This is a genomic window from Streptomyces amritsarensis (assembly GCF_001953875.1).
GTDB lineage: Bacteria > Actinomycetota > Actinomycetes > Streptomycetales > Streptomycetaceae > Streptomyces > Streptomyces amritsarensis.
Genome location: NZ_MQUR01000027.1, coordinates 33141 through 60122 on the forward strand (window position 1 = coordinate 33141; position 26982 = coordinate 60122).

Annotated in this window: 23 protein-coding genes and 1 pseudogene; 22 read left to right on the plus strand and 2 right to left on the minus strand. The window is 73.5% G+C overall.

The features are described from left to right. Nucleotides 1-146: 146 nt before the first annotated feature. The 11 genes from AVW11_RS14410 to AVW11_RS14460 all read left to right on the plus strand — a co-directional run bounded on the left by AVW11_RS14410 (nt 147) and on the right by AVW11_RS14460 (nt 9934). Nucleotides 147-575, plus strand: a complete 429-nt coding sequence (locus AVW11_RS14410; RefSeq protein WP_030854388.1) for a CBS domain-containing protein — start codon at nt 147-149, stop codon at nt 573-575. 193 nt (nt 576-768) lie between these two features. After that, nucleotides 769-1437: a hypothetical protein gene (locus tag AVW11_RS14415; protein ID WP_076044185.1), complete on the plus strand. Its 669-nt coding sequence runs from the start codon at nt 769-771 to the stop codon at nt 1435-1437. A gap of 356 nt (nt 1438-1793) precedes the next feature. Beyond that, the gene (locus tag AVW11_RS14420; protein WP_076044165.1) at nt 1794-2855 is read left to right on the plus strand and encodes a YihY/virulence factor BrkB family protein; all 1062 of its coding nucleotides are present in this window, start codon (nt 1794-1796) and stop codon (nt 2853-2855) included. A gap of 99 nt (nt 2856-2954) precedes the next feature. Continuing rightward, on the plus strand, nt 2955-3368 hold the full coding sequence (locus AVW11_RS14425) for a phage holin family protein (RefSeq protein WP_030854397.1): 414 nt from the start codon (nt 2955-2957) through the stop codon (nt 3366-3368). Then, nucleotides 3365-3745: a DUF3618 domain-containing protein gene (locus AVW11_RS14430; RefSeq protein ID WP_076044166.1), complete on the plus strand. Its 381-nt coding sequence runs from the start codon at nt 3365-3367 to the stop codon at nt 3743-3745. Before AVW11_RS14425 ends, AVW11_RS14430 begins: the two co-directional genes overlap by 4 nt. 756 nt (nt 3746-4501) lie before the next feature. Beyond that, nucleotides 4502-4672 carry a hypothetical protein gene (locus AVW11_RS37695; RefSeq protein WP_167389225.1) on the plus strand — a complete coding sequence of 57 codons (171 nt, stop codon included), beginning with the start codon at nt 4502-4504 and terminating at the stop codon, nt 4670-4672. Nucleotides 4673-4939: 267 nt separating this feature from the next. Continuing rightward, a complete protein-coding gene (locus AVW11_RS14435) occupies nt 4940-5800 on the plus strand; it encodes an MIP/aquaporin family protein (RefSeq protein ID WP_030854403.1) in 861 nt (286 codons plus the stop codon). A 1176-nt stretch (nt 5801-6976) separates the two neighbouring features. Further along, nucleotides 6977-7585, plus strand: coding sequence for a hypothetical protein (locus AVW11_RS38970; protein WP_167389226.1), 609 nt, complete (start codon nt 6977-6979; stop codon nt 7583-7585). Between the two features lie 148 nt (nt 7586-7733). After that, entirely contained in the window at nt 7734-8138 is a 405-nt protein-coding gene (locus AVW11_RS36555; protein ID WP_143568841.1) for a helix-turn-helix domain-containing protein, read from the plus strand. A gap of 64 nt (nt 8139-8202) precedes the next feature. Further along, nucleotides 8203-8832, plus strand: coding sequence for a hypothetical protein (locus AVW11_RS14455; RefSeq protein WP_076044168.1), 630 nt, complete (start codon nt 8203-8205; stop codon nt 8830-8832). A 349-nt stretch (nt 8833-9181) separates the two neighbouring features. Then, nucleotides 9182-9934, plus strand: a complete 753-nt coding sequence (locus AVW11_RS14460) for a class E sortase (RefSeq protein WP_107423275.1) — start codon at nt 9182-9184, stop codon at nt 9932-9934. A gap of 32 nt (nt 9935-9966) precedes the next feature. On the opposite strand, the gene AVW11_RS14465 is transcribed toward AVW11_RS14460, so the two are convergent. After that, nucleotides 9967-12039, minus strand: coding sequence for a SpoIIE family protein phosphatase (locus tag AVW11_RS14465; protein WP_076044169.1), 2073 nt, complete (start codon nt 12037-12039; stop codon nt 9967-9969). 249 nt (nt 12040-12288) lie between these two features. Between AVW11_RS14465 and AVW11_RS14470 the strand changes: the two genes are divergently transcribed. From AVW11_RS14470 to AVW11_RS14515, 11 genes and pseudogenes are all read left to right on the plus strand, one after another. Continuing rightward, complete coding sequence (locus tag AVW11_RS14470) at nt 12289-12834, plus strand: hypothetical protein (RefSeq protein ID WP_076044170.1); 546 nt, start codon at nt 12289-12291, stop codon at nt 12832-12834. Between the two features lie 174 nt (nt 12835-13008). Continuing rightward, the gene (locus tag AVW11_RS14475) at nt 13009-14235 is read left to right on the plus strand and encodes a cytochrome P450 family protein (protein WP_076044171.1); all 1227 of its coding nucleotides are present in this window, start codon (nt 13009-13011) and stop codon (nt 14233-14235) included. A gap of 220 nt (nt 14236-14455) precedes the next feature. After that, complete coding sequence (locus AVW11_RS14480; RefSeq protein WP_076044172.1) at nt 14456-15019, plus strand: RNA polymerase sigma factor; 564 nt, start codon at nt 14456-14458, stop codon at nt 15017-15019. Further along, entirely contained in the window at nt 15016-15873 is an 858-nt protein-coding gene (locus AVW11_RS14485; RefSeq protein ID WP_076044173.1) for a hypothetical protein, read from the plus strand. Before AVW11_RS14480 ends, AVW11_RS14485 begins: the two co-directional genes overlap by 4 nt. After that, nucleotides 15870-16703 carry an ABC transporter ATP-binding protein gene (locus AVW11_RS14490; protein WP_060181094.1) on the plus strand — a complete coding sequence of 278 codons (834 nt, stop codon included), beginning with the start codon at nt 15870-15872 and terminating at the stop codon, nt 16701-16703. Before AVW11_RS14485 ends, AVW11_RS14490 begins: the two co-directional genes overlap by 4 nt. Next, complete coding sequence (locus AVW11_RS14495; RefSeq protein WP_076044174.1) at nt 16700-18082, plus strand: hypothetical protein; 1383 nt, start codon at nt 16700-16702, stop codon at nt 18080-18082. Before AVW11_RS14490 ends, AVW11_RS14495 begins: the two co-directional genes overlap by 4 nt. Next, on the plus strand, nt 18079-18654 hold the full coding sequence (locus AVW11_RS14500; protein WP_060181092.1) for a hypothetical protein: 576 nt from the start codon (nt 18079-18081) through the stop codon (nt 18652-18654). Before AVW11_RS14495 ends, AVW11_RS14500 begins: the two co-directional genes overlap by 4 nt. 102 nt (nt 18655-18756) lie before the next feature. After that, nucleotides 18757-21906, plus strand: a complete 3150-nt coding sequence (locus AVW11_RS14505) for a DUF4132 domain-containing protein (RefSeq protein ID WP_076044175.1) — start codon at nt 18757-18759, stop codon at nt 21904-21906. 190 nt (nt 21907-22096) lie between these two features. After that, nucleotides 22097-22177, plus strand: a pseudogene (locus AVW11_RS38335) (hypothetical protein); the annotation flags it as partial. 71 nt (nt 22178-22248) lie between these two features. Then, nucleotides 22249-23310 carry an FAD-dependent monooxygenase gene (locus tag AVW11_RS14510; RefSeq protein WP_240528178.1) on the plus strand — a complete coding sequence of 354 codons (1062 nt, stop codon included), beginning with the start codon at nt 22249-22251 and terminating at the stop codon, nt 23308-23310. Between the two features lie 331 nt (nt 23311-23641). Then, nucleotides 23642-25147 carry a SpoIIE family protein phosphatase gene (locus AVW11_RS14515; protein WP_060181089.1) on the plus strand — a complete coding sequence of 502 codons (1506 nt, stop codon included), beginning with the start codon at nt 23642-23644 and terminating at the stop codon, nt 25145-25147. Nucleotides 25148-25159: 12 nt separating this feature from the next. On the opposite strand, the gene AVW11_RS14520 is transcribed toward AVW11_RS14515, so the two are convergent. After that, a complete protein-coding gene (locus AVW11_RS14520; RefSeq protein WP_240528177.1) occupies nt 25160-26965 on the minus strand; it encodes an ABC transporter ATP-binding protein in 1806 nt (601 codons plus the stop codon). Nucleotides 26966-26982: the final 17 nt, after the last annotated feature.

Consider the following 26982-nt stretch of genomic DNA (forward strand, 5'->3'; position numbering starts at 1 on the left):
CCGCCTTCACCCGGATACTGGAACGGGCCTGGAACAGGCCCACCCGGGCCCACCCGGGCCCTGGGCCTACCTGGCCGGCGGAGGGGTAGACGCCGCGGCAGCAGGTGCCTGCAGTGTCGTACGCGGCTTCGACCATCGGAGGACCGATGACCCGACGAGTGCACGAGGTGATGACGCGCAACCCGGTGGCCCTGGAGCGCGGGACGTCACTGGCGGAAGCGGCGCGGGTGATGCGGGACGCGGGCATCGGGGACGTACTGGTCGTCGACCAGGGCCGGCTCTGCGGCATCCTCACGGACCGGGACCTCGTCGTCCGCGGGATGGCGGAGGACCGCGACCCGGCCGAGACGAGCGTGCAGGCGATCTGCAGCGCCGAACCGGTCACGGTCGGACCCGACGACCACGTCGACGAGGCCGTCGACCTCATGCGCCGACACGCGCTGCGGCGGCTGCCCGTGCGGAACGGGAGCGGCGAGCTCGTCGGCATCGTCACCCTCGGCGATCTGGAAGTCGAACGTGACCCGGGTTCGCCCCTCGCCTCCATCGCTGCCGCGGAGGACGCCCGCAACCGGTGACGGCCACGGGCGCGGCAGCGGACCCGGCCAGCGGCGACGGTGGCACGTTGAACGGCAGTCCGGACAGGTAGTGCGAGCCCCCCCGATGCCCCGCACCAGTGCATGTGCAATCCGGCCGGCTGAGTGTCCTGCGTTGAGCCGGGACACGGTAGGCCTCGGGTCGGGTGTCGGAGGCATCGAGTTGGATGAGCGCGTGACTGTCTATGACGTGGCCCGCCGCCTCCCCTCCATCGCCGACCTGCGGGACCTGTGCCGTTCGCTGGCGATGCTCGATGCGATCCTGAGCCCGGACTGGGAAAGCCGGTACCACTCCTTCAACGCGGCTTGGGCCGACGGTGAGGAGATGGCCTCGATGCGCAACGGGTCGGGGGACGAGTATTCCATCGTGTTCTCGGCGGCCGGGGTCTATGTGCGCGGCTTCTGCCATGAGTCTCCGATGAGCCCATATGGCAACGATGGCGAGCCGTGGCCGGGAGTGATCGACGAGGTCCCCGAGCTCTTCAGGCCCTTCGTCGAGGAGGCGGCGTTCACCGACGAGGACGACGTACCGGTCGTGACAGCCTGCTTGTGGCGAGGAGCGACGGACGATCGGTGGCACCATGGCACGTTGGAGTTCCCCGAGGATGCTGTCGATCCCGATGGTGCGACGAGCCTGTTCGAGCTCCTGGTCGACCGTTCGCCGGAAGCGTTCCAGCGCTTTGCCGAGGACTATTACGAGGTCTCCGTGGACCTGGGGGCAGTGAGCCACGTGCTTGCCCTGCGGCCGCTGAGTCAGGAGCTTGTGTCCCTGCTGAACTCTGAGGTCAGCCTGACGGACCTGGCTCATGACATCTCCGAGATCGGCTATCCGCGGTCAAGCTAGGAGCCAGCCAGGACGGCAGTTGGCGGTACAGGCCTCGATTGCTGCGGACAAGTGGTTGGCGTGGGTGTCGAGCGTGCGCTTGAGAGCTGTGTAGCCGTGCTGCTTCGTGTGTGAGGTAGTGTCGCCCCGGTCACTCCGGGCTGCAGGTGGACAGGGGGCGAGTCGCTGCTCGCGTTTGGTGACCTGCGCCCAGACGTAGATTCCCGCTCCGTGGACCCCTCGCAGCCCCTCCGAAGCGTGATACGGAAAGCCGCGATCTCCCGCGATGGGCGCGGTCGCCCGCCCGGCCCACGGCGCAGCCTGGCTTTTCGCGAGCGGGCCGACATGAGTGGCGCCGGCGCGGACAAGCGGTGGGTATGACACGTCCACCGAAGCAAGGCCATGGCGGCGACCCCCGGCGTGCCGCCATAACCGACACCGAGCCCGGCCAGGACGCCGGGGCGGGCCCGGACGCCCTGGTCGAGGAGAGGGCTCCTGACCGGCCTGCCGAGCTGCCCGCCCGTGCCTGGAAGGCGGTCCTGCGAGGCACGGCGGAGGAGTTCCGCGACGACGAGCTGGCCGACCGGGCCGCGGCCCTGACCTACTACGGGGTGCTGGCGGTCTTCCCCGCCCTCCTGGTCCTCGTCTCGCTGCTGGGCCTGGCGGGCGAGGCGACGGCGGGGCGGGTGCTGGACAACCTCCAGCACCTGGCTCCCGACTCCGCCCAGGACGTGATCAGGGATGCCGTCGGACAGCTGCAGGGCCGCAGCGGCGTCGGGTCGCTGATTGCGGTCGTCGGCCTCGTCGTGGCGACCTGGTCGGCCTCCGGCTACGTCGCCGCGTTCATCCGGTCCGCGAACGCCGTTTACGACATTCCCGAAGGGCGCCCGGTGTGGAAGGTGCTGCCGTTGCGCCTGGCCCTTACCGTCACGCTGATGGTCCTCGCCTGTGCGGGCGCGCTGATCGTGGTGTTCACCGGCGGCCTGGCCCGGCAGGCAGGCGCGGCCCTGGGGATCGGCGACAGCGGCCTGACGCTGTGGTCGATCGCGAAATGGCCGGCTCTCGTCGTCCTCGTCACGGTCATGATCGCGCTGCTGTACTGGGCGGCGCCGAACGCCAAGGGCCGTGGGATGAAGTGGGTGACGCCGGGCAGCTTCCTGGCCCTGCTGATCTGGTCGCTCGCCTCGGCCGGTTTCGCGTTTTACGTCGCGAACTTCGGTTCGTACAACAAGACGTACGGTGCCGTCGCCGGGGTCGTCGTCTTCCTGGTCTGGCTGTGGATCACCAATCTCGCGATCCTCCTGGGGCTGGAGTTCGACGCGGAACTGTCCCGGCAGCGAGCGACGGCCGGGGGGTTGCCGGAGGGCGAGGAGCCCTACGTCCGGCCGCGCGACACCCGTGCCTGGAACGCGGAGGCCCGCCGGCGCATGGAGCGGTGACCGCGTGACCAGGTGACCGGGCGCACGAGCGGGTGCGGGGTCGAATCCCGGGTAGGCGCGCCTCGACAAGGCGTGCGCATCGTGAAGGGGATACTCGGCATGAGCACGATAGAGCGGCAGACCCACACGGCCGATGAATCCGTGAGCGTGCTCGTCTCGCGCGCTTCGCGACAGATCTCGGAACTGCTCCGGGAGGAGATGCACCTGGCGCGGGCGGAAATGACCCAGAAGGGCAAGCGCTTCGGCAAGGGCGGCGGCCTCTTCGGCGGGGCGGGCCTGCTCGGATTCCTGGCAGCCCAGGCGTTGACGGTGACCGGTATCGCAGCCCTCGCGCTGGTCCTCCCGCTGTGGGCCTCGGCCCTGATCGTCGCGGGGGTGCTGGCAGTCGTCGCCGCGGTGCTGGCCCTGGCGGGCAAGAAGCAGGTGGCCGACGCCGGCGCCCCCGTACCGGCGCGGACCATCGACAGTGTCAAGACCGACCTGGCCGTGATGAGGGAGAAGGCACACCGATGAACCGGCAATCCGACCAACCCGACGGACCCGACCGCCCCGACGAACCGCGACCCGAAGGCGGCACGCCCACCCCCGACGAGCTGCGCGCGCAGGTGGAGCGCACGCGTGACGAACTGGGGCAGACCATAGAGGCGCTGGCCGACAAGGCGGACGTCACGGCGCAGGCCAAGGAGAAGGCCGCGCACGTCGCCGACAGGATCCACGAGACGGCCGCGCACGCGGCCCAGCGGGTGAAGGACGCGACTCCGGACCCGGTGCTGGACAAGGCGGGGCAGGCTGCCACGGCGGCACGCGCCAACCCCAAGCCGCTGCTCATCGCCTGCTGCGCCGCCCTGGTCGTCTTCCTGCTGGCACGGCGCGGCTGCCGGCATCGGTGACAGGCCCGTGCGGTGACGGGCCCCTGACTGCGGTGCTCGCAGCCGAACGAGTAGAGCGCTGATCCCCCTCGCCGATCCGGCGGTGGCAGCCCGGTCGGCGCAGCGCCCGGCACCGGCACCCGCGCCCGTAGGCGGATCAGGATTCTGTGTCGCACGACGCGTAGCTGCCGGACGGCGACACAGGCGGCAGGACCGGCAGGGCCGGCAGGTCCGCAGAGCCCTGCCGGCCCTCGCGCCTACGGCGTGTCACCGGCGGGACGGGCAGAGGCCTGGCAGGACAGCGCCGGAAGTGCAAGGCGCGGCGTCAGCGGGGGCACGGCCTGCGGCCGAACCAGCTGCCGCGGCTTCGGGTGCGCCGACCGTCGACGGCCCCGTTGTCGGCCCGTGCGGCCGGTTACGGCGCGACCGCACCGCAAGCGGCGTCGCGATCCCGTCGAGCCCGTGCGCAACGCCGGACCGAACGCTGGCGGCGAGCACACCCCCAGAGTCGGGCCCGGGGCAGGAGATACCCCCGGGCGATGGGTGGGGCGCCGAGCCGGTGGCCCACAGGGTACGGCCGAAAGGGCGGCGCCGGACACGCCCGGCGCATGGCATCCCACCCGGCACGCGACGCGGCCACAGGCCCTGCCGGGGCGCGGGCCCTCCACCCCGCCACACTCCATCCCGTAGTCGAAATGATGCGGAAGGTGACTGCCTGTGTCAGCGTGGTGGAGGGAATCCTCGGAACCCTCACCCCGTCAGAAGGAGCCTGCCGTCATGGGCGGAATGAAGGACAAGCGCCAGGAACCGGCCAAGAGCCGCGAGGAGCAGCAGCGTCCTCGGCGCCCGGGACTGGACCCGGTGCATCCCGAGCCCCGCCGCCCGTCCCGTGGGCCGGGCCGCGAGGTCGAGCCCTCCGAAGAGGGCCTGCGCGGCGAAACCGTCTGACCCGGAGCGGCAGAGCATCCGCTCCCGAGCAACACCCCACGCACGCAGGGCCCGGCCGGAGCCTGTAGTCACCCCGGCCGGGCCCTGTCACATCCGCGTCGGCTCCGCCGAACGGGCGGCAGGACGAGGGAGGAACGAGCCAACCGCAGTCGGGCATCACTGCGCAGGGCCCGCCGTCCCTCGCGCGGAGCGGGCCCGCCGTGCGGTCAGACAGAGGACTCGGGGCAGTTCGAAGCCGGTCTTCGGCCCGGCGGGAAGCAGGCATCCATGACGGAGCGCCTCAAGGGATCGGGCCTGACCGGCGAGCTCTTCGCCGAGTTCACCGGCACCATGATCCTCATCCTGTTCGGCTGTGGTGTGGTGGCCCAGGTGGTCGCCGGCGGAGCCCTCACGGATCCGGCCGGGGGCCTCGGGAACCACGACAGCATCGCTTGGGCCTGGGGTCTCGGAGTGACTCTGGGCGTCTATGTCGCGGCGAGGCTGAGCGGTGCTCACCTCAATCCGGCGGTGACCGTCGCGCTGGCCGCGTTCAAGGGCTTCCCGTGGAAGAAGGTGGCACCCTACGCGCTGGCCCAGCTGGCCGGCGCGTTCGTGGCCGCCCTCATCGTCCGCTGGAACTACACCGAGGCGTTGGCCAAAGCCGACCCCGGCCACACCATCAAGACGCAGGGCGTCTTCTCGACGCTTCCGGCCAACGGGAACACGAACCTGCCGGTGACCGAGTGGGGCGCACTGCGCGACCAGATCATCGGCACCGCCATCCTGCTCCTGCTGATCTTCGCCGTGACGGACCTGCTGGGCACGCCGCCCGGCGCCAACCTCGCCCCGTTCATCGTCGGACTGATCGTCGTGGCGATCGGCATGGCGTGGGGCACCAACGCCGGCTACGCGATCAACCCGGCCCGTGACCTCGGCCCCCGCCTGGCAAGCTTCCTCACCGGATACGGCGGGGCGTGGCGAGACCAGTACGGGCAGCTCTACTTCTGGGTCCCGATCGTCGGGCCCTTCATCGGCGGTGTGCTCGGAGCGGGTCTCTACAAGGTGCTCATCGGCCGGTTCCTGCCGGACGCCGAAGCGGAGCCGCCCGGGCTCGTTCCGGAACCAGAACCGGAGCCGGAGAAGAGCTGACCCCGGACGGGACGGACCGGTCCGCCGACCGTCCCGACCGGAGCCCCGCCCGCGGCATCCCGGGGACGACCGCCGCCCGGGTCCCGCACCGGGCGCCGCGGTTCCCGGCCCCGTGACGCCGGGAGCGGATGCGATGTCGAGGAGCACCGTGCCGGCCGAGGGCCGGGGGATGACGTGGCTGCTCCTCGCGGAAACGCTCCTGGCGCGATCGCCGCCTGCCGACACGACCCTCCTCGTGGAGCAGTGCCGGGGAACGGCCCGAGCTGAGCCCGAGGTCTCCGCGCGGTACTTCGCTTCCTACGGGGAGCACCCGCACCAGGCTGCGGGTGCTCCCCGGGCTCGTGCTGACCGACGAAGAGTGCGGGCACCACACGTTCACCGCGCCCTGCCCCGCGATCGGTGCTGACGCTCGCGGAGGACTTCGACCGGTGCGCTCGTGACCTTCGAGACCTCGTCGTCGACGGCGGCAAGGAGTGCGTGCAGAAGCACCTCGCCGCTCCGCGAGCCGATCCGGGCACAGAGACGGAGGGCGTGACATGTGGGTCGTCCCGGCAGGCCGGCCGGCCTCGTCGTAGTTCCCACACCTGCGTCGATCTTCGACGCGGCGGCGCGCACGGGGACAGTCGCCCCCCGGCCCGGCATGCCGACGACCGTCGCCTTTTCCGATCCAGGACTCGACACCTTCGCCTGCCCCGAGTGGGAGTACGTCACTGAGTCGGAAGCTCGGAATTGCGCGGTGCCGACACCACCGCGCCCCCTGCCGCCCGCCCCCGGCACCGCGGGCGGCCCAGTATCGGCCGGACTGCCGTCCGAGCCGCCCCCGGCCCGCCCCACGGCACGGTTCTCCACCACCCAGCGGCGGCGGACCAGCCGCTGCCAGGACTCGGCACCCTTGCGCGCGATGCGGAGCCTGGGCCGGACACCGGAGGCCTCTGCCGCCACGTGCCGCCCGAGGCTGCCACGAAGATGATCGCTGTCAACGCCTCATCCCCCGACCGATGACGGCCCCCCACCCTCCGGAACCCTCACCGCGGCCGGTGGAACCACGCGCCGGCCCGATCGTCAAGTCCCGAGTCATCGGAACATGACCCCGCATTCCACGGTCGTGCCTACTTGAAGCACGAGCCGCACCGGAAAACCGGTGACCGAAAAGGCTCCTTCACGTAGGAGAAAAATATGAAGCGCAACCACGACAACCCCCAGGAAAAGCGTTCCTCGAAGCGCGGCCTCCGTCTCTCCATAGTCGCCGCCTCGGCCGTGGTGGTCGCCGGAGGTGTACTTCTTCCGGCCACCGGGGCGATGGCGGCCGGTATGCCCGAATCCTCAGCGGTGACGGTGGTCGCCCATCACGACAACCACCACAAGCACAAGCACAAGCACAAGCACCACAACCACCACAAGCACGACCACCACAAGCACTGCAAGCACGACCACCACAAGCACTGCAAGCACCACAACGAAGGCAAGGGGCACGAATCGAAGGGCGGGACCGGCGGCAACGGCGGTCCCGGCGGCAACGGCGGGGCCAAGGGCGGCAACGGCGGTCCCGGCGGCAACGGTGGTGAGACCGGCGGCACCGGCGGTCGCGGAGGCGACGGCGGAGTCGAGGGCGGTGACGGCGGTCGCGGTGGCGACGGCGGCACCGGCGGTCGCGGAGGCGACGGCAAAGTCGAGGGCGGCGACGGCGGTCGCGGTGGCAACGGTGGTGAGACCGGCGGCACCGGCGGTCGCGGTGGCGACGGCGGAGTCAAGGGCGGCGACGGCGGAGCCGGTGGCGATGCCTGACCCGGGCGACGGCAACGCCTGACAGCCGACGGCGGGGGGAAGGGCTGAGCCCCTTCACCCCCGCCGTTCCACCCCGTTGTCCTCGTCCACCGAGAGGCGCCCCATGTCCAAGAAGTTGCGGCACCGAGCGATCGCCCTGGCGGCGGCCGTGGCAGCCGCCGCTGCTGCCGCCGGCACCGCCCGTGCCCTGCCCGTCCACCCGCCTTCGTCCCTTCCCGCATCCGCGGCGTTCGGCCCCCTCGGCTCCCCTGAGTGCGGCTCGGGCGGCGAAGGCGGCAGAGGTGGCGACGGCGGACAGGACGGCAGCCCCGGCCGACCCGGTGAGCCCGGCAAGCCCGGCACCCATGAATGCACCCGGTACAGCGACCTGCCGGACAAACCCAAGGCGAAACTCACCGTGGCCGACAAGGTCCGCGTGGTGCTGGTCCTGATGAACGACGGTGCGACCGAGGCGCAAATCGCCGAGAAGTACAAGATGTCGCCGGACACGGTCAGGCTCTGGAAAAAGGCCTACCTGAAGCGTGACTGGCCCGTGCTGATGAATGATTCCTGAAGCTTCGAAACCCTCACCCTTCCCGCCCCTGTACTTCGGCACGATCGAAAGGCAATGGATTCTCATGAACGGCAACACCCGCAGGAACTCCCTGGCTGCGGCAGCCGCCTCCGTCCTCCTCACCATGGGTGGTGTCCTCCTGCCGGCGGGTCCAGTCCTCGCAGCACCAGCGACGCACGCCCAGGTCGGCACGCACACCACGGAGAACGCCGACAGGCACTCCGGCCGCAAGCACGACGACCACAAGAAGCACAAGGACAAGAGCAGACATCGCCATGGGAAGCATCACGACCGGTGGCACGACGAGCACCGGCGCCACGGTGACAAGGACATGTGCCGGCGCGGGGACGGCGGCAACGGTGGTGACGGCGGCAACGGCACAGGCACCACCCCCGTCTGCACCGCCCCGGGCCAGAGCGGCACCGGTGGCGCGGGCGGACGCGGCGGCCGGGGAGCGTGCGGCGGCCGGAACGGCAACAGCGGGAGCAACGGCAGTGGTGGCGGTGGCGGTGGCAAGCCGTACTGCCCCGACCCCACCCCGTCGAACCCGGACCACAATGACCACAAGGACCACGGCGACAAGCCCTGGGAGCCGGACGAGCCCTCCACGCACGACTGGCCGGACGGCGACTCACCGGGCCGCGAACGGTCGGCGTCGGCCGACGACGGCTCCGCAGGCGTGATCGTCAAGTGAACCGCAGGACCCCGGTCCACCGCCGTGTCGCCCCACCCCCGCCTCCCCCCGGCTCCGGGTCGCCGCCGTAATCGCCCTCCGGCCGGCCGACGTGCGCCGATCAGTAACGGTGTCGGTGCGCGCCCCCACCGACGCCCGCGGCCTGCGGCCGCCGGCGCCGAGCCGTCGCGCCCGCCCGGCGGTCCCGCCCGCACTGCCCGGTGCGGGGCGCCCCTCGGCCCCGCGAGGCGGGGAGGGACGTCACAGACGTGGACCCTTATGGACTTCTTGCTCCGTATGTCACCCTGGCCGTCAACCGGGTCACCCACCTGCCGCTCGACCCGGGCGACCGACCCCCACGGATGCGCCCATGCCCCTGCCGTTCCCGCCCCGAGCCCTCCCCGTCGTTCTGGCCGGCGCCGTGACCGCCCTGGTGGCGGCCTGCGGGCCCTCGGCCGCGGCCGGCCCCACGGCCTCGCCCCGGACGGCGACGGCCCCCGCCGCCACCGTCCCCGCCACCGGCCCGGCGTCCGCCCCGCCCACCCCGTCCGCGGCCGCCTCCGCGCCCGCACCCGCGGCCACGCCCGCTCGCGACCCCGCCGACGCCCGCACCCGCGAGTCGACACTGTCCATACCCGCCGCCGGCGTGTCCGGGCTGCGCGTGGTGCCGTACGAGGGCACCACCGACGACGTGCCCGGCACCCGTATCCAGGACCGCGGGCACGCGGCCAGCCCTTACGGGAAACGGGGCGGGGTCGGACCCGGCCAGGTGGGGAACTTCCTGGTCACCGCGCACCGACTGTCGGCCGGCGGCCCGCTGCGGGACCTGCCCGCCGTCGGTGAGGGCGACACGGTGACCGTGGCGGTGGACGGGGTGCAGTACACCTACGAGATCACCGCGACCCGCAAGACGTCCTTCCGGTCGCAGCGCTCCCTCGACGAGCAGCGGGCGGCGGTACCCGGTTCGCCCGGTGCGCCCCCCACCCAGGCCATGATCACGATCTCCACGTGCGCCACGCCCGAAGACCACGCCGAGGGCAACTTCTGGAGCGACGCCCAAGGCAACCCCGAACACCGCATCGACAAGATCGGTGTCCTGCGCAGGACGACCACTGCGCCCTAACTCGCCCTCGCCCTGTCTGGAGACCGCGCCCCCTAGGGTGCGGCGCGGCGGATCCGGGCCAGAACCAGGACCGTGTCGTCGGTCGCCTCGGCGGGCAGCAGGTTCGCGATGATCCGGTCGGCGGCCTCATCCAACGACCCCGACACCGTGCGCAGTTGTTCGCGCAGCGCGTCCAGACCGGCTCCGATGTCCTGGCCCCGCGCCTCGATGAGGCCGTCGGTGTAGAGGGCGAGGACCGCCCCCTCGGGCAGGTCGATCGCCGAGGACCGGTAGGGGACGCCGCCCACCCCCAGCGGGATCCCCAGCCCCTCGCCGATGGTCTGGACGGTGCCGTCGGGGTGGCGCAGCAGGGGCGGTGGATGGCCGGCGTTCGCGATGCGGGCGCGGCCGGTGTGCGGGTCGTAGACGAGGTAGAGGCAGGTGGCCAGCTGGATCCCGGACTCGCGGGCGCACGTGTCGAGTTCGGTGAGCAGCGCCTCGGGGGTGCGGCTGTGTGCGGCCACGGCCTTGGCCGTGATGCGCAGCCGGCCCATCGACGCGGCGGCCGGCACCCCGTGCCCCATGACGTCCCCGACGACGAGCGCGACCCGGTCGCCGGGCAGGTTGATCACGTCGTACCAGTCGCCCCCGACCTCCGTGATCCGGCTGCCCGGCAGGTAGCGGTGGGCGACGCTCACGTGGGCGCCCGATGCCACGGCGCTGGGGAGCAGGGCGCGCTGGAGGGTCAGTGCGATGTCCTGGACGCGGCCGTACAGGCGTGCGTTGTCCAGGCACAGGGCGGCGCGCGAGGCCAGCTCGCCGGCGAGGGTGACGTCCTGTTCGGTGAAGGCCGGGCGGTCGGGGGAGCGGCCGAACATGGCGATGCCCTGGACCGTGCCCCGCGCGATGAGCGGGGCGAGGACGATGCCGTCCAGACCGCTTTCGAGCAGCAGGCGGGCCCGGTCCTGGTGGGCGGCCGTGCGGGTCGCGAAGGCCTCGTCGACGACGACGGAGAGCGGACGGCCGCTGCTCAGCATCTGGTGGATGCCGGAGCCCGGCGGGTAGGTGACCCGATCCAGGCCGCCGACCAGCTCGGGGGCGGGCGGCGGGAGGATCGTGTCGGCGGCGATCCGGCGGGTGGTCAGCGGCAGCGCGGGGTCGAACCGCTCGTCCTCGTACATCCACTCGACCATCTCCACGACGGCGCCGTCGCAGAAGTCGGGAATGACGGCGTCGATCAGTTCGCGGGCGGTGGTATCCAGGTCCAAGGTGGTTCCGACCTGGGCCGATGCCCGGTCCAGGAGGTCCAGCCGCTGGCGGGCCGCGGTCGCTTCGAGCAGGGCCTGTTCCCGGTCGGTCACGTCGACGAGCAGCCCGCCCACGCCGGGCCGGGTGTCGCCGGCGCCGCTCAGCGGGAAGAAGCTCACGGAGCGGACCTGGTCCCGGTCCGGTCGGCCCGGTGTCCGCAGCCCCACCAGCGCGCCGACGAGGGGTTCGCCCTTCTCGGCCACGGCGCGGAGCATGCGTTCGTACTCGCCCCCGTCGGACGTGATCATGATGTCGGTCATGCGCCGCCCGAGGTGCTCCACCACGGGGACCCCGTCCATGTCGGCCAGCACCTGGTTGAGGTGGACGTACCGCAGCCCCTCGTCGAGCATCACCAGCCCGATCGGGCAGGTCTCGAAGAGGGCGTCGAGGAAGACGAGGTTCGTCTTGACTCGGTCGAGCTCGTCACCCCTGCTGGCCAGGCCCATGACCACGGAGTCCCCCGCGGCCCCGGTCACCGGGAAAACGCGGAAGCCGCAGTCGAAGACCCCCGTCTCACGGTGCCGGGCGGGCATCCGGACCCGCCAGTAGCCGAGGCTGCGGCCGCGCTCCACCAGCTGCGCGGCCCCGCCGGGGGTTTCCGGCGCCGGGTCGGGGAAGAGGATCGAAGCCGGCCGGGACAGCACCTCTTCGGCCCGGTATCCGAACAGGTTCCGTGCGCCCGGGCCCCAGTAGCGGACCCGCTCCTCGTCGTCCAGGCCGAACACGGCGACCGGCACGTGCTCCAACAGGGACCCCGGCTCGGACCGGATCGGACCAGGAGTGTCGGCGTCCACACCCCCTGGCCGGTCCGATGGCATCGCCAGGCCCCCCTTCGATCGAGGTCTCACCTCATTGTGCCCGTCATCGGGCAGGCGGACCTCACAGCGCGTCCCGCGGCGGCCACCCTGCCGTACCGACCGGTAATTCAAGCCAAATATTGCCATGCACCTGACAGGCTCCTGACACTTGGAGATGGCTGTGGGACGCTCCCGGCACGCACTCCGCACCCCCTGAGAGGCCCAGCGCCTCGCCCACCCCCACCAGTACGTGGCATGGAGGAGCGACCTATGAGGCACACCCCGCCCATCCCCCGCACCACTCGACTCGCCCGCGCCGCCGGGATCGCGACACTCGTCGTCGTCGTCGCCGCCGGCCTGGCCGGTACCGGCACCGCCCTGGCGGCAGGCCGCGCAGCCCCCGCCGCCGAGCAGAAGGTCGACGGCGTGATGGCCGTCGCCGGCAACAGCTGTAGCTGGACCGACGCGAGCACCAGCGCCGCCGCCCCCAACGCCCTCACCGTCGACCGCACCACGATCAACACGCCGGGAGGCAACCTCGCCTGTGGCGGCGGCATCGCCGCCACCCTCAACAACAACCCCGCCTTCACGTTCGACGACACGGCGGGCACAGCCAGGACCGATCTGATCGACATCACCGGCAAGCAGAGCTTCATCTCCTGCCGCTACAAGGCGACGAACATCGTGTGGGACCGCGACGGCACGAGCCGGAAGTACGTCAACCGGGCCTTCACGGCGACCAAGGCCTCGGGCAGCTTCCTGTGCCCGGGCTCGGTGACCACCCCGGCCGGGGACGCGTCCATGCTGTTCCGCTGAGCCCGCTGAGCCCGCTGTTCCCCGGAGCCGCTGAGCCGCCGAGCCGTCCGCCCGGCGCCCGGTCCGCCTCCCGGTCCCGTACCGGGAGGCGGACGCGTTCCCCCGCCGGCCGGCCCGGGCGACGAGCGAGTCTCGCCGAAAGGGCCGGCCGCCGCATCACCCTAAGGTGAGCCCATGGATCTTCAGGGCGAACTGATCGAGCACCCCCACTCCGTCTACGACCGGCTGCGCGACACCGCGCCCGTCTGCCGCATCACCGGCACCGACGGCACACCGGCATGGCTGGTCACGCGGTACGACGACGTACGCGCCGCCCTCGCCGATCCCCGGCTCTCCCTGGACAAGTCCCATGCCACCGCGGGCGGTTACCGCGGGCTGTCGCTGCCGCCGGCCCTGGACGCCAATCTGCTCAACATGGACCCCCCTGACCACACCCGCATCCGCAGGCTCGTGAGCCGTGCCTTCACCCCGCGCCGCACCGAGCAGCTCCGCACGCCCATCCGCGCGACCGCGGACCGCCTCCTCGACGCCCTCGGCCCGGCCGGGACCGCCGACTTGGTGGCCGCGTACGCAGCCCCGCTGCCGATCGTCGTCATCTGCGACCTGCTGGGCGTCCCGGAGAACCGCCGCCTCGACTTCCGCACCTGGACGGACGCGCTGATCTCCCCGGACCCCGGCCGGCCCGGCGCCGCGAAGGAGGCGGTGGTGGCGATGCTCGGCTTCTTCACCGAGCTCATGGCGCACAAGCGCAGCCGGCCCGGCGACGACCTGTTGTCCGACCTGATAGCCGTCCGGGACGGCGAGGGCAGCGGGGGCAGCGGCGGCAACGGGGGCAGCGGCGGCGACCGGCTCAGTGAGGACGAGTTGATGTCGCTCGCCTTCCTCATCCTCTTCGCCGGGTACGAGAACACCGTCCAACTCATCGGCAACGCGATCCACACCCTCCTGGAGCACCCCGACGAGCTCGCGCGCCTGCGCAAGGACCCGGCCGGCCTCCCGGGCGCCGTCGAGGAACTCGCCCGGTACGAGGGCCCCGCGCCCCTCGCCATCCGCCGCTTCCCGACCGAGGACGTCACCATCGCGGGGGTGACCGTCCCGGCGGGGGAGACGGTCCTGCTCTCGCTCTCCGCGGCCAACCGCGACCCGGCCCGCTTCCCCCGCCCCGACCTCCTCGACCTGGACCGCGACACCTCGGGCCACCTCGCCCTCGGCCACGGCATTCACTACTGCCTCGGCGCCCCCCTGGCCCGCGCCGAGACCGAGATCGCCCTGGCCGCGCTCCTCGAGCGCTACCCCGTCCTCCAGCCCGCGAGCCCCGCTCCCCGCTGGCGGCCCTCCCTGCGTGCCCGCGGCCTGACGGAGCTTCCGGTCCACTACGACGCGGCGCCCGCCCCGCACTGATCGCGGACCGGCCCCATCCGGGACCGGCCTGATTCCGGACGGTCTGCACCCGGACCCGCCTGCGCCCGGACGGTCTGCGCCCGGACCGGGCCGGTCCGCGCCCGCCGCCTGTTGTGCCCCTCGCCGGACACCGCGTCCCGCACCGGGCGTCGCCATCCCACCCGTGACCCAGATCACTCGTGATCGAAAACCCGCAGGCCGAACCGGGCGTCTATCAGGCGTGAGATCAGTCAGGGCGGCGGCACCGCGCGAAGTGGACGAGGAACGCCTCGTCCGGCTCGTGGCGAAGGGCGACCGTGCCGCATTCGAGGAGTTGTACCGGCGCACGTCGCCGTGGCTGGCGGTGCGGCTGCGCCGCCGCTGCGCCGACGAACAGATCGTCGCCGAGGTGATGCAGGAGACGTACCTGGCGGTGTGGCGCGCGGCCGGCGCGTTCGCCGGGAGCGCCGCGGGCGGGACCGCCGTCGGCTGGGTGTGGACGATAGCGGCCCGCCGCCTCGTCGACGCCTTCCGGCGGCGGGCCCACCACGCCCAGCCGCCACCCGCCGCGGCCCCGCAACCGGCCGCGCCGGCCGCCGAGGAGGAGGCGCTCGCCGCGACCGTCGGCTCCGACGTCGGCGACGCGCTGCGGCGCCTCGCGCCCGAGCTCAGACAGGTACTGCAGTCGATGGTCCTCGACGGGCTGTCCGTCCGGGAGACCGCCGTGCTGCTCGGACTGCCCGAGGGCACGGTCAAGACCCGCGCCCGCCGGGCCCGGATCGCGATGAGGGAGGCGCTGTCATGAGCGTGGAACACGCTTCGGGGCGGACCGTCGACGCCTACGCGCGCGGCGACGAGGACATCGCCGCCGACGAGTTGTGGGCGCTGGAGGCCCACCTGGAGACATGCCGGGTCTGCCGTGACCGGCTGGCGGCCGCCGTCGCGGAACAGGCGCCGGCCGTGATGGCGCTGGTCGACACCGTGCGGTCCGGCCTCGAAGCCGAGCTGTCCGCCGCCCCCGCCGTGCCGCACGGGCGACGCCGTCGTGCGGCCGGCCGGACGGCCCGCCTGGCACGGCGGCTGTCGAGATCGCTGACGCCGACGGCGGCGCCCTGGCTGGCCATGATCGCGGCCGTGACGGTGCTCGCCCTCGTGCTCGACCTCGCGGGCCCCGGCGTCGCCACGGCCGCCGGCGAGGTGTCGCTCGTACTGCTGCTCGCCCCGGTCCTGCCCGTGCTCGGCGTCGCCGCGTCCTGGTCGCGCGGCCTGGACCCGGCGTACGAACTGACGGCCTCCGCGCCCAGAGCCGGGCTGCCCCTGGTGCTGCGGCGCACCACCGCCGTCCTCGCCGTGCTCCTCCCCGTACTGCTCGTCGCCGGATGGGCCACCGGCGTCATGATCGCGGTGTGGCTGCTGCCCTGCCTGGCCTTCACCTCCGCGACCCTGGCACTCGGCGGTGCCGTCGGCGTCACCCGCGCCGCCGTCGCCCTCGTGGCCGTGTGGGCCGCCGTGATCGTGGCACCGGCCCTGGCCGCCGGCCGCGCCCCCTTCGCCCTCCAGAGCGCCGCACTGCCCGCATGGGCCCTGGCCCTCGCCCTCGGCACCGCGGTCGTCATCGCCCGCAGGGGCGCCTACTGCGCACTCGGAGCCCATCGATGACCCACCGGAAGGACCACCACCCCATGCGCGCGGTGAACTCCGCCGACCTCGCCCCCACCGCCTACGCCTGGGAGGTCCAGGCCCGCGGACTCACGGTCGCGGCCGGCAGGAACCGTACGGCCGTCGACGGGCTCGACCTGTCGCTCGGCACCGGAGTGCACGGCCTGCTCGGCCCCAACGGAGCAGGCAAAACCACCCTCATCCGGGCGCTCGCCACCGTCCTGCGCCCCACCGCCGGCACCCTGGAACTGCTCGGCGAGTCCGTCGGCGGCCCCGGCGGACACCGCGCGCTGCGCCGCCGGATCGGCTACCTGCCGCAGGAGTTCGGCTACTACAAGCGCTTCACCGTGCGCGAGTTCGTCGAGTACATGGCATGGCTGAAGGAAGTGCCGGAAGCGGACATCCCCGACGCCGTGCAACGCGCCGTCGAGCGGGTCGGCCTCGCGGACCGGGCCGACCACCGGATGAAGACCCTCTCGGGCGGGATGGTCCGCCGGGTCGGCATCGCCCAGGCCATCGTCAACGATCCCGCGCTGCTCCTGCTCGACGAACCCACCGTCGGCCTCGACCCGGCACAGCGGCTGCGGCTGCGCCAACTGCTCCAGGAACTCGGCATGGACGCCTGCGTGGTCGTCTCCACCCACCTGGTCGAGGACGTCGCCGCGGCGTGCACGGACGTCGTGCTCTTCGCCGAGGGCCGGCTGGTCTTCCAGGGCACCCCCGACCGGCTCGCCGCCGCGGGCGGCCCCGAGCACGTCGGCGACAGTCCGCTGGAGCGCGGCTACTCGGCGCTCCTGCTCGATCCCCGTCAGCAGAGGGGGACTTGGTGAACCCCCGCGTCCTGCGCACCGAACTGCGGCGCTCCGTCGCCCCCTGGGCCGGTCTGGTGATCCTCGCGGCACCGCTGGCACTCCTCTACCTGATCCCCGGAACGTGGTGGACCGGCACCGCGCGGTGGACGGCCCAGTGGACCTCCCTGGCCCTGTGGACCCGTTCCCTGCTCATCCTGCTGTGGCCGGTCGCCGTGGGACTGGGGGCGCTCCAGGGACTGCGGGACCACCGCTCCGGCACCGCCGAACTCCTGGCGAGCACGCCGCGGCCCGCCCGCCACCGCGCCGCCGCGGTCGCCGGCGCCACGGCCCTCGCGCTCACTTCGGCCTTCGCGCTCGTCGTCCTCGTCGGAGCCGTCCAGGTGCTCGCCGACAGCGCCTACCCGCACTTCGGATGGCTGCCGATCTCGCTGGTGGGAGCGCTCTCCCTGGCCGCGGGCGCCGTCCTGGGCATGGGGGTCGGGCGGGCCGTGCCGTCCGTACTGACCCCGCCCGTACTGGCCGTGGGCGCACTGGTGTTCACCAACGTGCTGCGCGTCTCGGACGAGACGGCGGTACCGCAGGCCGCCGTCCCCAACCGGCTCTCGCTGCTGTCGCCGGCGGTGGCACAGGTACGCGAGGTGCTGTTCACCCTGTCCGCCTCCGTGCACGTCGGACAGACCCTGTGGCTCCTGGGGCTGGCCGCCACCGGACTCGCGCTGCTGGCCGCGGCGACCCCGCGCGCCCGGCTGCTCGCCCTGGCACCCGCCCTGGCGGGTGCGGTGCTCGCCCTGCTCGTCCTGCCCTCCGACCCCCGCCGGACCTACGTCGTCGACGAGGCGGCCGCCCGGCAGGTGTGCGACGGCCCCGTGTGCGTGACGAAGGCGCACCGGGCGCGACTCGCCGACCTGGCGGACCCCGGCAGGAAGGCCCTGGGCCTGCTGCGCGAGGCACTGGGCGACGGGGCTCCGGTCGTCATCCACGAGAGCGCCACGCCGCGGGAGCTCGGCGCCACCCCGGCACGGTACGACGGCGTCCTCGTGGTCGACTTCGACGACGGGACGATCGCCGACGCGCGCGGCGACGCCCTGGTCAGGGCCCTGGTCGCCCAGGGCATGGCCCCGGTCTGCCGCCCGCGCAGCGACCGCGAGGGCGGTCCGGCCGCGGAGAGCGCCGCGCAGAGCGTCGCGGCGGGCTGGGTCCTCGGCGACCTCCGGCCCCTCGACGGCAACGGCCACTCCGGGGCAGAACAGCTCGCCCTGGCCGAACCGGTGTGGCGGGAGCTCACGGCACTGCCGAGGCCCGAACAGCTCGCACGGGTCAACGCCATGCGCACGGCCGCACTCGGCTGCCAGGGCGACCCGCTGGGCGCGCTCGCGGGCACGGGCGAGTCGCCGTGAGGTGGCTGGTGCTGTACGCGCGTTCGCGTCAGGTGCCCGCGGCGCTCGCCGCCGCGGTGACCGGCGCACTGGTGGTGTGGGCGCTGGCCCGGGACGGCGGCGCCGCGCCCGGCGATCCGCGGCCGGCCGCGCTCGTCCTCACCGTCGCGGCCGCCGCGGCCTCGACCGGGCTCGGCGGACAGGACCCCGCCCTGGACCGGACCGCCGCGATCCGCTGGTGGACCCGCAGGACCGCGCACGTCCTGATCGCGGGCACCGTCGCCTGCGCGGTGCTCCTCGGGCTCCGGGCCGTGGGCGCGGACCAGGTACCCACCGCGCTCGTCGTCCGGGACGCCGCCGGGCTGATGGGACTCGCAGCCCTCGGGGCGGCCGTGTGCGGCGCGGCCCACGCCTGGACCCTGCCGGTCGGGTGGCTGGCCCTGTCGTCGTTCGCCCCACCCCTCACCGGCGTGCCGATGGAGGTCGTGACCTGGATGCTGCAACCGCCGGGTACGGCGGCGAGCACCTGGACCGCGCTGACCGTCACGGCGGCAGGGACGGCCGCCTACGCGGTGACCGGGCCGAGACGATGACAACGCCGGGGACGCCCCCCGGCGTTGTCGGTGCCTGCCGGTAGGTTGGCAGGGCCCGCAAGGTGACGTGCGGGCACCGACGCACCACGGGGGTACGACGCGATGGGTCCGAGCACCGCATGGAGGGCCGCCGGGGACCACGAGCTGACGCTCGACGTCCGCAGCGGGCCCGAGCCCGTGCTCCGCTGCCGTACGGCCGGGGGGCGCGAGCTGAAGAAGGTACCGCCCGCACTCAAGGCCGATCCGCTGGTGCAGGAACTGACCGCGCTGGCCGAATGGATCGGCGACCACGCCGGCCAGGCGCTCACGAGCGTCGAGCGGTGGATGACCCAATCCCTGCCGGTGCCGGCGGCGTTGATACGACAGGTGTGGCCCGACCCGTACTGGCGGCGGGCCCTGCACCATGCGGTGATCGCACCCTACGACGGCGGGGCGGGCGCCCCCGCCGACGGGCAGGAGGGGCAGGACGTGCGGCGCGCCGGAATACTCACCGGCATCGCCGCGGGCCCGGACGGTCCGCTGCTCGTGACGGGACTCGACGGGGAACACGAGCTGCACGACACCCTCGTCGCGGTCCCGCACCCGGTGCTCCTCGACCCGCGCGGCACCGGCCGGCTCGGCCGCTGGCGCGGGCTGCTGGACGCGTGGGGCGGGAAGCAGGGCATCGAGCAACTGCACCGCGCGGTGTACGTCCGCCCGGACTGCTCCCCGGCGCCCCCACCCCCGACAGCAGGAGGAACGGGCACCACCCGTGACGGCATCACCGCCTTCCACGGCGCCGCGTACGAGTCCGGCGCCCGGTTCGAGCGCCTGGTCGCGCGGTTCGGCGGACGCATCGCCGGTGAGCGCGCCCACTTCACGTTCCCGCACCGGGGGAGCACCTACGGCATGGTGGCCGACCTGCGCCACCAGGGCCCCGCGGCGCCGGTGAGCCTGTACGACTTCCGGTTCGCCGACGGCCGGGGACGCCACGGATCGGGGGCGTACGACGCGGTGCCCCGGCCCGTCTGGTCCGAGGGGATCAGAGCGCTCGCCGCCCTCCACGACGAGCGGGAGCCCGGCGAGGGGCGCCCGCTCGGCGCCCTGCCGGCCGACTCCTCCTCCGGCTACCAGTCCTTCCTCGTCGACTGCGCCGCGTACGCCGCGGCCGGCGCACCGCAGGCCGATTCCCCGAGACCGCGCCCACCGGCCGACGCACGCCGACTCCTGGACGCGGGCGCGGTCCTGGCCGGCGAACCCGCCGGACCGGGCGAGGAGCCGCTGACCGCGCGCCGCTACGGATCGCCGCTCCTGGAGGACGGCGAATGGTTCGTACGGCCCGTCGCGGCACGGGCGGTCGCGGCGCAGGACGCGGTGGCTCGCACCCTGGGCCTGGAACCGGACGCCGGCGGGGCCACACCGATCGGCAGGACATCGGTACGGCCCCTGGACTTCCTCACCAGGGTCTGCGGGCTCCACCCCGGGCTGGCCCGGCAGGCGATGGCGCTGCTCGCACCGTTGCGCACGTGCGCGACGACGGCCCGGACGAAGCCGGGCCGGGCCGCGACCCAACTCCGGGCGAATCTGGTGAAGCTGACCGCCGCTCACCCCGAGCTCCTGCCCCACGCCCTGGACGAGGGCGCACGGATCGTGGCCGCGGCGGGCAGCGTGGCCATGGCCAGGCCGCTCTACACGCAGGCACGGGCCGCGCAGAAGCGGCTGGGCGGTATCGACGAGTCCGCGCTGCGGGAGACCGTCTCGGAGTTCGGCGTGCTCGGTGTCGTCGACGCGAAGCTGCTCGGGCAGCACCGGGACGACATCGCCGCGCGCTCCTCGGCGGGCGAGGCCCACGAGGAACATCGCAGGCTCGTCCTGGCCTGGTGCCGCAGACAGAGCGGCCTTCCCGGGTCCCTCGTGCAGGACGGGATGACCCACACGCGGCCGCGGGGCCTTCCCGCGTCGTTCGCCGTCGACCTGGCGCAGGGAGCCGGCGGTGGCCCCCTGCCCGCCGACGACACCAACACGGAGATCTTCCACCTGCTGCTGCGGGGCGGCGGACTGGAGAAGGCCACGGCGCCCGTGTGGGAGGCCTGGGCGGCGCCGCTGGAGCGGGACCTGTCCGAGCACCCCGACACGGCCCGACACCTGCGGACCCACCTTCCCGAGCCCCGGGGCACCTCGGCCGCGGCGAAGACCGCGGCCGCCGAGGCATGGCTGGCGCTGCTGGCGCGCACGGGCCTGCTGGAGCCGTTCACCGGCGGGCCGGAAGCCGCCGCCGCCGAGTCCGCGAGGGCCGCGAACGACTGGCTGACGCTGTTCCTGCGGCGGTACGCCGGACTGCGGCTGCCGGCCGCGGGCCTGGAGCCGGTGGTCGCCTCGATCGCGGCACGCATGCGCGAGGCGGGCGAGCGGCGTGATCCCCTGCTCGGGCTGCAGAGCGACACGCTGGCGGGCGATTTCGGGGGCGTCGGTGTGGACCTCGGGCTGCTCGCCCTCATGAAGCGGGTCGACATGCCGATGGACGACCCGGCCGGAGGCGGGCGTCTGCGGGCGCTGCAGTGGATACAGCGGCGGGGGACCGACGGCGTCGAGCCCGTCCTGGCCGACCCCGCCTTCCGGGAGGCGATCCGCGCAGAACTGACCGCCGGCGTGCGGGGAAGCCTCGGATACACCGTCACCCGGCACCACCTCACGCCGTTCCCGAAGGTCACGAGGAAGGTGGCCGCGCTCGAAGCACTGCGGGAGCTGATGGCCGGGATCCTCGACGAGCGTGCGCTGCGCGTGGCGGCGGGCGGCGAGGACCGGCTGTTCGCCCTCCAGGACCTGCTGCTCCATGTGGAACCGTTCGTCGTCGCCGGGGCCGCGAAGCACTTCGATGCCCACGTCCGGCAGGCACTGGCCGTCGAACCGGCCGACCTGCTGGCGGACACCCTGCACGCCGGCTGTCTCGCCCACGGGCACGACGGCGACCGGACGGCCCCGTGCGGGTTGCGGGAAGTGACCGCCGACCACGCCCGGGACCTGCTGGAGTCGACGGACCCCGACGTACGCCACCGCCATGCGCAGGTGTTCGCCGTCGAGCCGGTCACCCGTCGCAGCCGGTACCTCGACCACCGTGAAGGGACCGCGTTCGCGCAGGACCTGCTGCCCGTCATCGAGAAGTCCCTGCCGCACATCGCGGACGGCTCCTGCAGGTCGCGTGCGCTCGGGCTCGTCCAGGGCGTGCTGTGGTGCGAGGCGTGGCAGACGACGCTCCGGCGGTCCCTCCGGTGAAGCGGGCCGCCCTCCGCCGCGGGAGGGACGTCTGGAAGGATCCGGAGGCGTGATCGCGCATCCCTCCGACGACCTGGCCACCGCCTTCGCCGGCCGCGCCCCCCGGTGCCGTCCGGACTACGAGGAGGCCCTCGCCGAGTCGGACCGGGTCCTGAAGACGTACCAGCACGCGACGAACGGAGAGGTGCCCATGCAGAGACGTCACGCGGTGGTGGCCGGGGCCGGTATCGGCGGCCTGACCGCCGCCATCGCACTGCACCGCCGCGGCTGGCGGGTCACCGTCTGCGAACGCGCCCCCGCACCGCCCACCACCGGCGCCGGCATCGGACTCGCCCCAACGCCCTGCGCGCCCTCGACACCCTCGGCGTGGCCGCCGCCCGGGCCGCCGGCAGCGCCGTACCCGCCACGATGGGCGTACGCCGCTCCGACGGCCTGTGGCTCACCCGCGCCGAGACCTCCCACATGGCCGCCCGCTACGGCATGGCGCCGATCGCCGTACCGCGGCCGGCCTTCACCGCGGCCCTCGCCGCCGCCCTGCCGCCGCAAGCCCTCCGCTACGGCACCACCGTGACCGGCGTCGACGACCCCGCCGGCCGCCCCACCGTCCGCACGGCCGAAGGCCCGGACCTCCCCGCCGACCTGGTCGTCGCCGCCGACGGGATCCACAGCCCCCTGCGCCGCGCCTGCTTTCCCGACCACCCCGGCCTGCACTACATCGGCGAGACGGCCTGGCGGACCCTCGTCGACGCCCCGGACCTGCGGATCCCGTCCATGAGCGAGACGTGGGGGCGAGGGGAACGCTTCGGCGTCACCCCGCTCGCCGACGGCCGGTACTACCTCTACGCCACCGCGGTCGTCCCGGCCGGCACCCGGCCGGCCGACGCCCGCGCGGAACTGAGCCGCCGCTTCGGCTCGTGGCACGACCCGATCCCCGCCCTACTGGACCGCGTCGGGCGCTTCGACCCCGCCGACGTCCTCCAGAACGACCTGTACGACCTGGCCGCCCCGCTACCCCGCCTGCACCACGGCCGGATCGCCTGGCTCGGCGACGCCGCCCACGCCATGGCCCCCAACCTCGGCCAGGGCGGATGCCAGGCCATCGAGGACGCGGTCATCCTCGCGCACCTGCTCCCGGCCGGAGCCATCGGCGCCGGCGTGGACACCGGCGACGCCGTCCCGGCCGCCCTCGCCGCGTACACCGCGGCCCGCCGCGACCGCACCGACGCCATCCGCCTCCGGGCCCGCCGCGTCGGCCGCCTGGGCGCCCTCCGCAACCCGCTCGCGGCGACGGCCCGGGACCTCGCGGTCCGTGCGACCCCGACCCGACTGGCCCTGCGCGGCATGGACGACCTCTTCAACGGCTTCCACCTGCCAGGCCCTGGAGCGAGCCCCCACGTGTATTGATCACGAGCGTGGCCAACGGTGCATGACCCCGTCCCACCACACCCGCGTGCACCGGGCGTGCCGGAACGTCCGACGACCGAACCACAAGCGGCGAACCGGACCGCCTTCCTGCACCTGGCAGCCGGGAGCCGTAGCAGGGGGATGGCGCACGGTCACCGCGAGCGGATCACCCCGGACGCACTCTCGACCGGCTGTGCGCATCGGTGTGGGGCGCCGGCCCCTGGGCCGTCCGGCGGGGGTGCGGCGTGCACGCGTGTCGCAGGGAGAGGGACGATGAGAGGGCTGGGAGGGTAGGGCCCCAGCCTGCGGCGGCCGGAAGGAGAGCCCGGAGATGGGAGCGAGCGAGCCCTCGCACGGCGATCCCGCACAGGCGCGCCCCGCCGCCTCCGGGCCGGGCGGCCTGCTCGACGTGCTGCGCGTGGCGGCCGTCCTCCTCGACTCCGAGGGCCGGATCGACCTGTGGAGCCCCCAGGCCGAGGAACTGTTCGGTTACACGGCGGACGAGGCGCTCGGGGAGTACGCGGGCCGTCTGCTGCTCCACGAGGAGCACCGCCCGGTCGTGCTGGACATGTTCGCCGAGGTCATGGAGCGCGGGGTCAGCTGGGTCGGCGTCTTCCCCATCCGGCACAAGGACGGCAGCACCCGCATGGTCGAGTTCCGCAACATGCGGCTGCTGGACTCCCAGCAGGAGTACTACGCCCTGGGCCTGGCCGCCGACCAGGCGACGGTGCGGCAGGTCGAACGCGACCTGGCCCTGTCCGCCCGGCTCGTGGACCAGTCGCCGGTCGGCCTCGGCGTCCTCGACACCGACCTGCGCTACGTCTCGGTCAATCCGGCGGAGGAACGCCTCAACGGGGTGCCCGCCGCCGAGCACGTCGGGCGGCACGTCCACGAGGTGCTGCCGGCCGTGGACCCGTCCTTCGAGGCCGCGATGCGCGAGGTGCTGGCCACCGGTGTCCCCATCGTGGACCAGTACACCGTCGGCCGTACCCCCGCCGACCCGGACCACGACCACGCCTGGTCGATCTCGTTCTACCGGCTCGAAGCCCCCAACGGGACCGTGCTGGGCGTGGCCACGGCCAGCGTGGACGTCACCGAGCGGCACCGCGCGGTCGAAGAGCAACGCAACACCGCACTCACCCTCCAGCGCAGCCTGCTGCCCCACACGCCGCCGCGGCGGCCGGGCCTGGAAGTCGCCACCCGGTACCGCCCGGCCCAGGCCACCATGGAGATCGGCGGCGACTGGTTCGACGTGATCCCGCTGAGCGGCGACAAGACCGCCCTGGTGGTCGGCGACGTCATGGGCAGCGGCGTCGGGGCCGCGGCCAGCATGGGCCAGCTCCGCACCGCCACCCGGACCCTGGCCGACCTCGACCTCGACCCCGCGCAGGTCCTGCACCACCTCGACCACGTCACCGAGGGCCTGGAAACCATCGCGACCTGCGTCTACGCCGTCTACGACCCGCGGGCGGCGCAGTGGCACCTCTCCCTCGCCGGGCACCTGCCGCCGGTACTGCTGCGGCAGGACGGCTCGCGCGAACTCCTCGACCTGCCCACCGGCGCGCCGCTCGGCGGTGTCGGTGTCGCCTTCCACACCGTCAGCATCTGCGTCGGGACCGGCGACCAGCTCGTCCTCTACACCGACGGCCTCGTCGAGACCCGCGACGATCCGATCGACGAGCGCCTCGACGTCCTCCTCCACGCCCTGGACGACCCCCGCCGCCCTCTGGACGAGACCTGCGACCTGCTGCTGGACACCATGCGCCATCCGGGAGTCCACGACGACGTGGCCCTCCTGATCGCCCGCGCCACCCCCACCTTCGAACAACCCTGCTGACCCCGGCCGCCCTCACACCACCTCCGCCCCGGCGGTGGTGGCCAGGCGCAGGGCCGCCACCAGTTCGCGGTAGAGCGCGTCCGTCTCCAGCAGCTCCCCATGGGTGCCGCGGGCGCGGATCCGGCCCGCCTCCATGACCACGATCAGGTCGGCGTCGACCACCGTCGAAAGCCGGTGCGCGACCGTGACCACCGCACCCGTCGCCGCCCGGCTGCGGATGCAGTCCTGTACCGCGGCCTCCGTCAGCCCGTCCAACTGCGCGGTCGCCTCGTCCAGCAGCAGGACCTCCGGAGTACGCAGCAGGGCGCGCGCGAGCGCGATGCGCTGGCGTTCGCCACCGGACATGTGCGCCGACGACAGCTGACCGTCCAGGCCCCCGTCGAGCGAGTCGACCTTCTCCGTCAGCCGTACGTCCCGCAGCACGCGGCGCAGTTCCTCCTCGGAGGCGTCCGGCCGGGCGAGCAGCAGGTTCTCGCGGAGGGTGCCGGGGACCACGGGGGTGTCCTGCTCGACGTACGCCAGCCGCGCCCGCACCTCGCAGTGGCTGTAGTCGCGGTACGGCCGCCCGTTGAGCAGCAGTTCGCCGTCGACCGGTTCCAGGAACCGCAGGACGAGCGAGAACAGGGTCGTCTTGCCGGCGCCCGACGGCCCGACGATCGCGGTGTGGCCGCGCCGGGGGACGGCCAGCCGTACGCCGGTGACGGCATGCGCGGCCCCGGGGCCGTACGCGGCGCTGACACCGCGCAGTTCGAGCACCGGCACCTCCGCCGGGTGGCCGGAGTCCGCGGTGCTGCCGGTCCTGTCGCCGTCCCGGCCCGGTGGGGTGGCGTCGCCCTCCGGCGTCAAGTCCGCCGTCTGCCGGATGCGTTCGGCCGCGGCCATGCCGGCCTGGAGGGAGGTGACGTTCTGGCTGAGCGTGCCGACCGGCTCCATCAGCGTGAACGCGTACAGCAGGAAGGCGATCAGGCTGGAGACCTCCAGGCTCCCCTCGCCGACCCGCCAGGCCCCGACGCCCAGGATCGCGATGATGGCCAGCTGGATGCCGGACCCGGCGACCGTCCAGGCCAGCGCCTCCTGGCGGACCGCCCGGATGCCCTGGTCGGCGGCGGCCCGGGCGTCGGCCACGATCCGTTCGGCGGCCCGTTCCTCGGCGCGGCTCACCTTCACGGTGCGGATGGCCCGCAGCGTGCCCTCCAGGAGGCCGCCGAGCCGGCCGACGTGCTCCTGGGCGCGCTGCTGCGCCTTGCCGATGCCCGGCATGAGGAGGGCGAAGAGCGCGGCGGTCACGGCCACGGCGGTCATGGTGGTGCCGAGCAGCACCACGTCGAGGACGCCCATCAGGACCAGGCTTCCCACGAGCATGACGGCGCCGTTGACCAGGCCGACGAACGACTGGGCGGTGGCCTCGCGCAGCAGGACGGTGTCCGAGGTCACCCGGGTGACGAGCTCACCGGTCGGACGCCGGGTGAGAGCGGGCACGGTGGCGTGCAGGAACCGTCGCACCATCGACTCGCGCGCCTCCAGCACGACGTGTTCGCCCACCGCGCCGAGCATGCACCACTGCCGGTACGACACGGCGGCGCCGACGACGAGGAGGGCGAACAGCGCGCTCACGGGGCCCATGAGGGAGGTGGAGGTGTTCAGGGCGTCCAGCACCCACTTGGTGATCATGGGCGTGGCCAGACCGAGGGCGGAGCCGACCAGGGCCAGGAACAGTCCCGCGGTCAGCGTGCGGCGGTGCGGGCGGGCGAAGGACCACAGGACACGCAGCCGGGGCGCGTCGAAGGCGGCGCGAATCGGTGATGGGGAGTCAGCCATGCAGAAATGGAACAGCG

Excerpts from the sequence above, each read along its gene's own strand:
- AVW11_RS14410 (WP_030854388.1), top strand. The coding sequence starts at position 147 with ATGACCCGACGAGTGCACGAGGTGATGACGCGCAACCCGGTGGCCCTG.
- AVW11_RS14420 (WP_076044165.1), top strand. The coding sequence starts at position 1,794 with ATGACACGTCCACCGAAGCAAGGCCATGGCGGCGACCCCCGGCGTGCC.
- AVW11_RS14425 (WP_030854397.1), top strand. The coding sequence starts at position 2,955 with ATGAGCACGATAGAGCGGCAGACCCACACGGCCGATGAATCCGTGAGC.
- AVW11_RS14430 (WP_076044166.1), top strand. The coding sequence starts at position 3,365 with ATGAACCGGCAATCCGACCAACCCGACGGACCCGACCGCCCCGACGAA.
- AVW11_RS37695 (WP_167389225.1), top strand. The coding sequence starts at position 4,502 with ATGGGCGGAATGAAGGACAAGCGCCAGGAACCGGCCAAGAGCCGCGAG.
- AVW11_RS14435 (WP_030854403.1), top strand. The coding sequence starts at position 4,940 with ATGACGGAGCGCCTCAAGGGATCGGGCCTGACCGGCGAGCTCTTCGCC.
- AVW11_RS38970 (WP_167389226.1), top strand. The coding sequence starts at position 6,977 with ATGAAGCGCAACCACGACAACCCCCAGGAAAAGCGTTCCTCGAAGCGC.
- AVW11_RS14455 (WP_076044168.1), top strand. The coding sequence starts at position 8,203 with ATGAACGGCAACACCCGCAGGAACTCCCTGGCTGCGGCAGCCGCCTCC.
- AVW11_RS14460 (WP_107423275.1), top strand. The coding sequence starts at position 9,182 with ATGCCCCTGCCGTTCCCGCCCCGAGCCCTCCCCGTCGTTCTGGCCGGC.
- AVW11_RS14465 (WP_076044169.1), bottom strand. The coding sequence starts at position 12,039 with ATGCCATCGGACCGGCCAGGGGGTGTGGACGCCGACACTCCTGGTCCG.
- AVW11_RS14470 (WP_076044170.1), top strand. The coding sequence starts at position 12,289 with ATGAGGCACACCCCGCCCATCCCCCGCACCACTCGACTCGCCCGCGCC.
- AVW11_RS14475 (WP_076044171.1), top strand. The coding sequence starts at position 13,009 with ATGGATCTTCAGGGCGAACTGATCGAGCACCCCCACTCCGTCTACGAC.
- AVW11_RS14485 (WP_076044173.1), top strand. The coding sequence starts at position 15,016 with ATGAGCGTGGAACACGCTTCGGGGCGGACCGTCGACGCCTACGCGCGC.
- AVW11_RS14490 (WP_060181094.1), top strand. The coding sequence starts at position 15,870 with ATGACCCACCGGAAGGACCACCACCCCATGCGCGCGGTGAACTCCGCC.
- AVW11_RS14505 (WP_076044175.1), top strand. The coding sequence starts at position 18,757 with ATGGGTCCGAGCACCGCATGGAGGGCCGCCGGGGACCACGAGCTGACG.
- AVW11_RS14515 (WP_060181089.1), top strand. The coding sequence starts at position 23,642 with ATGGGAGCGAGCGAGCCCTCGCACGGCGATCCCGCACAGGCGCGCCCC.
- AVW11_RS14520 (WP_240528177.1), bottom strand. The coding sequence starts at position 26,965 with ATGGCTGACTCCCCATCACCGATTCGCGCCGCCTTCGACGCGCCCCGG.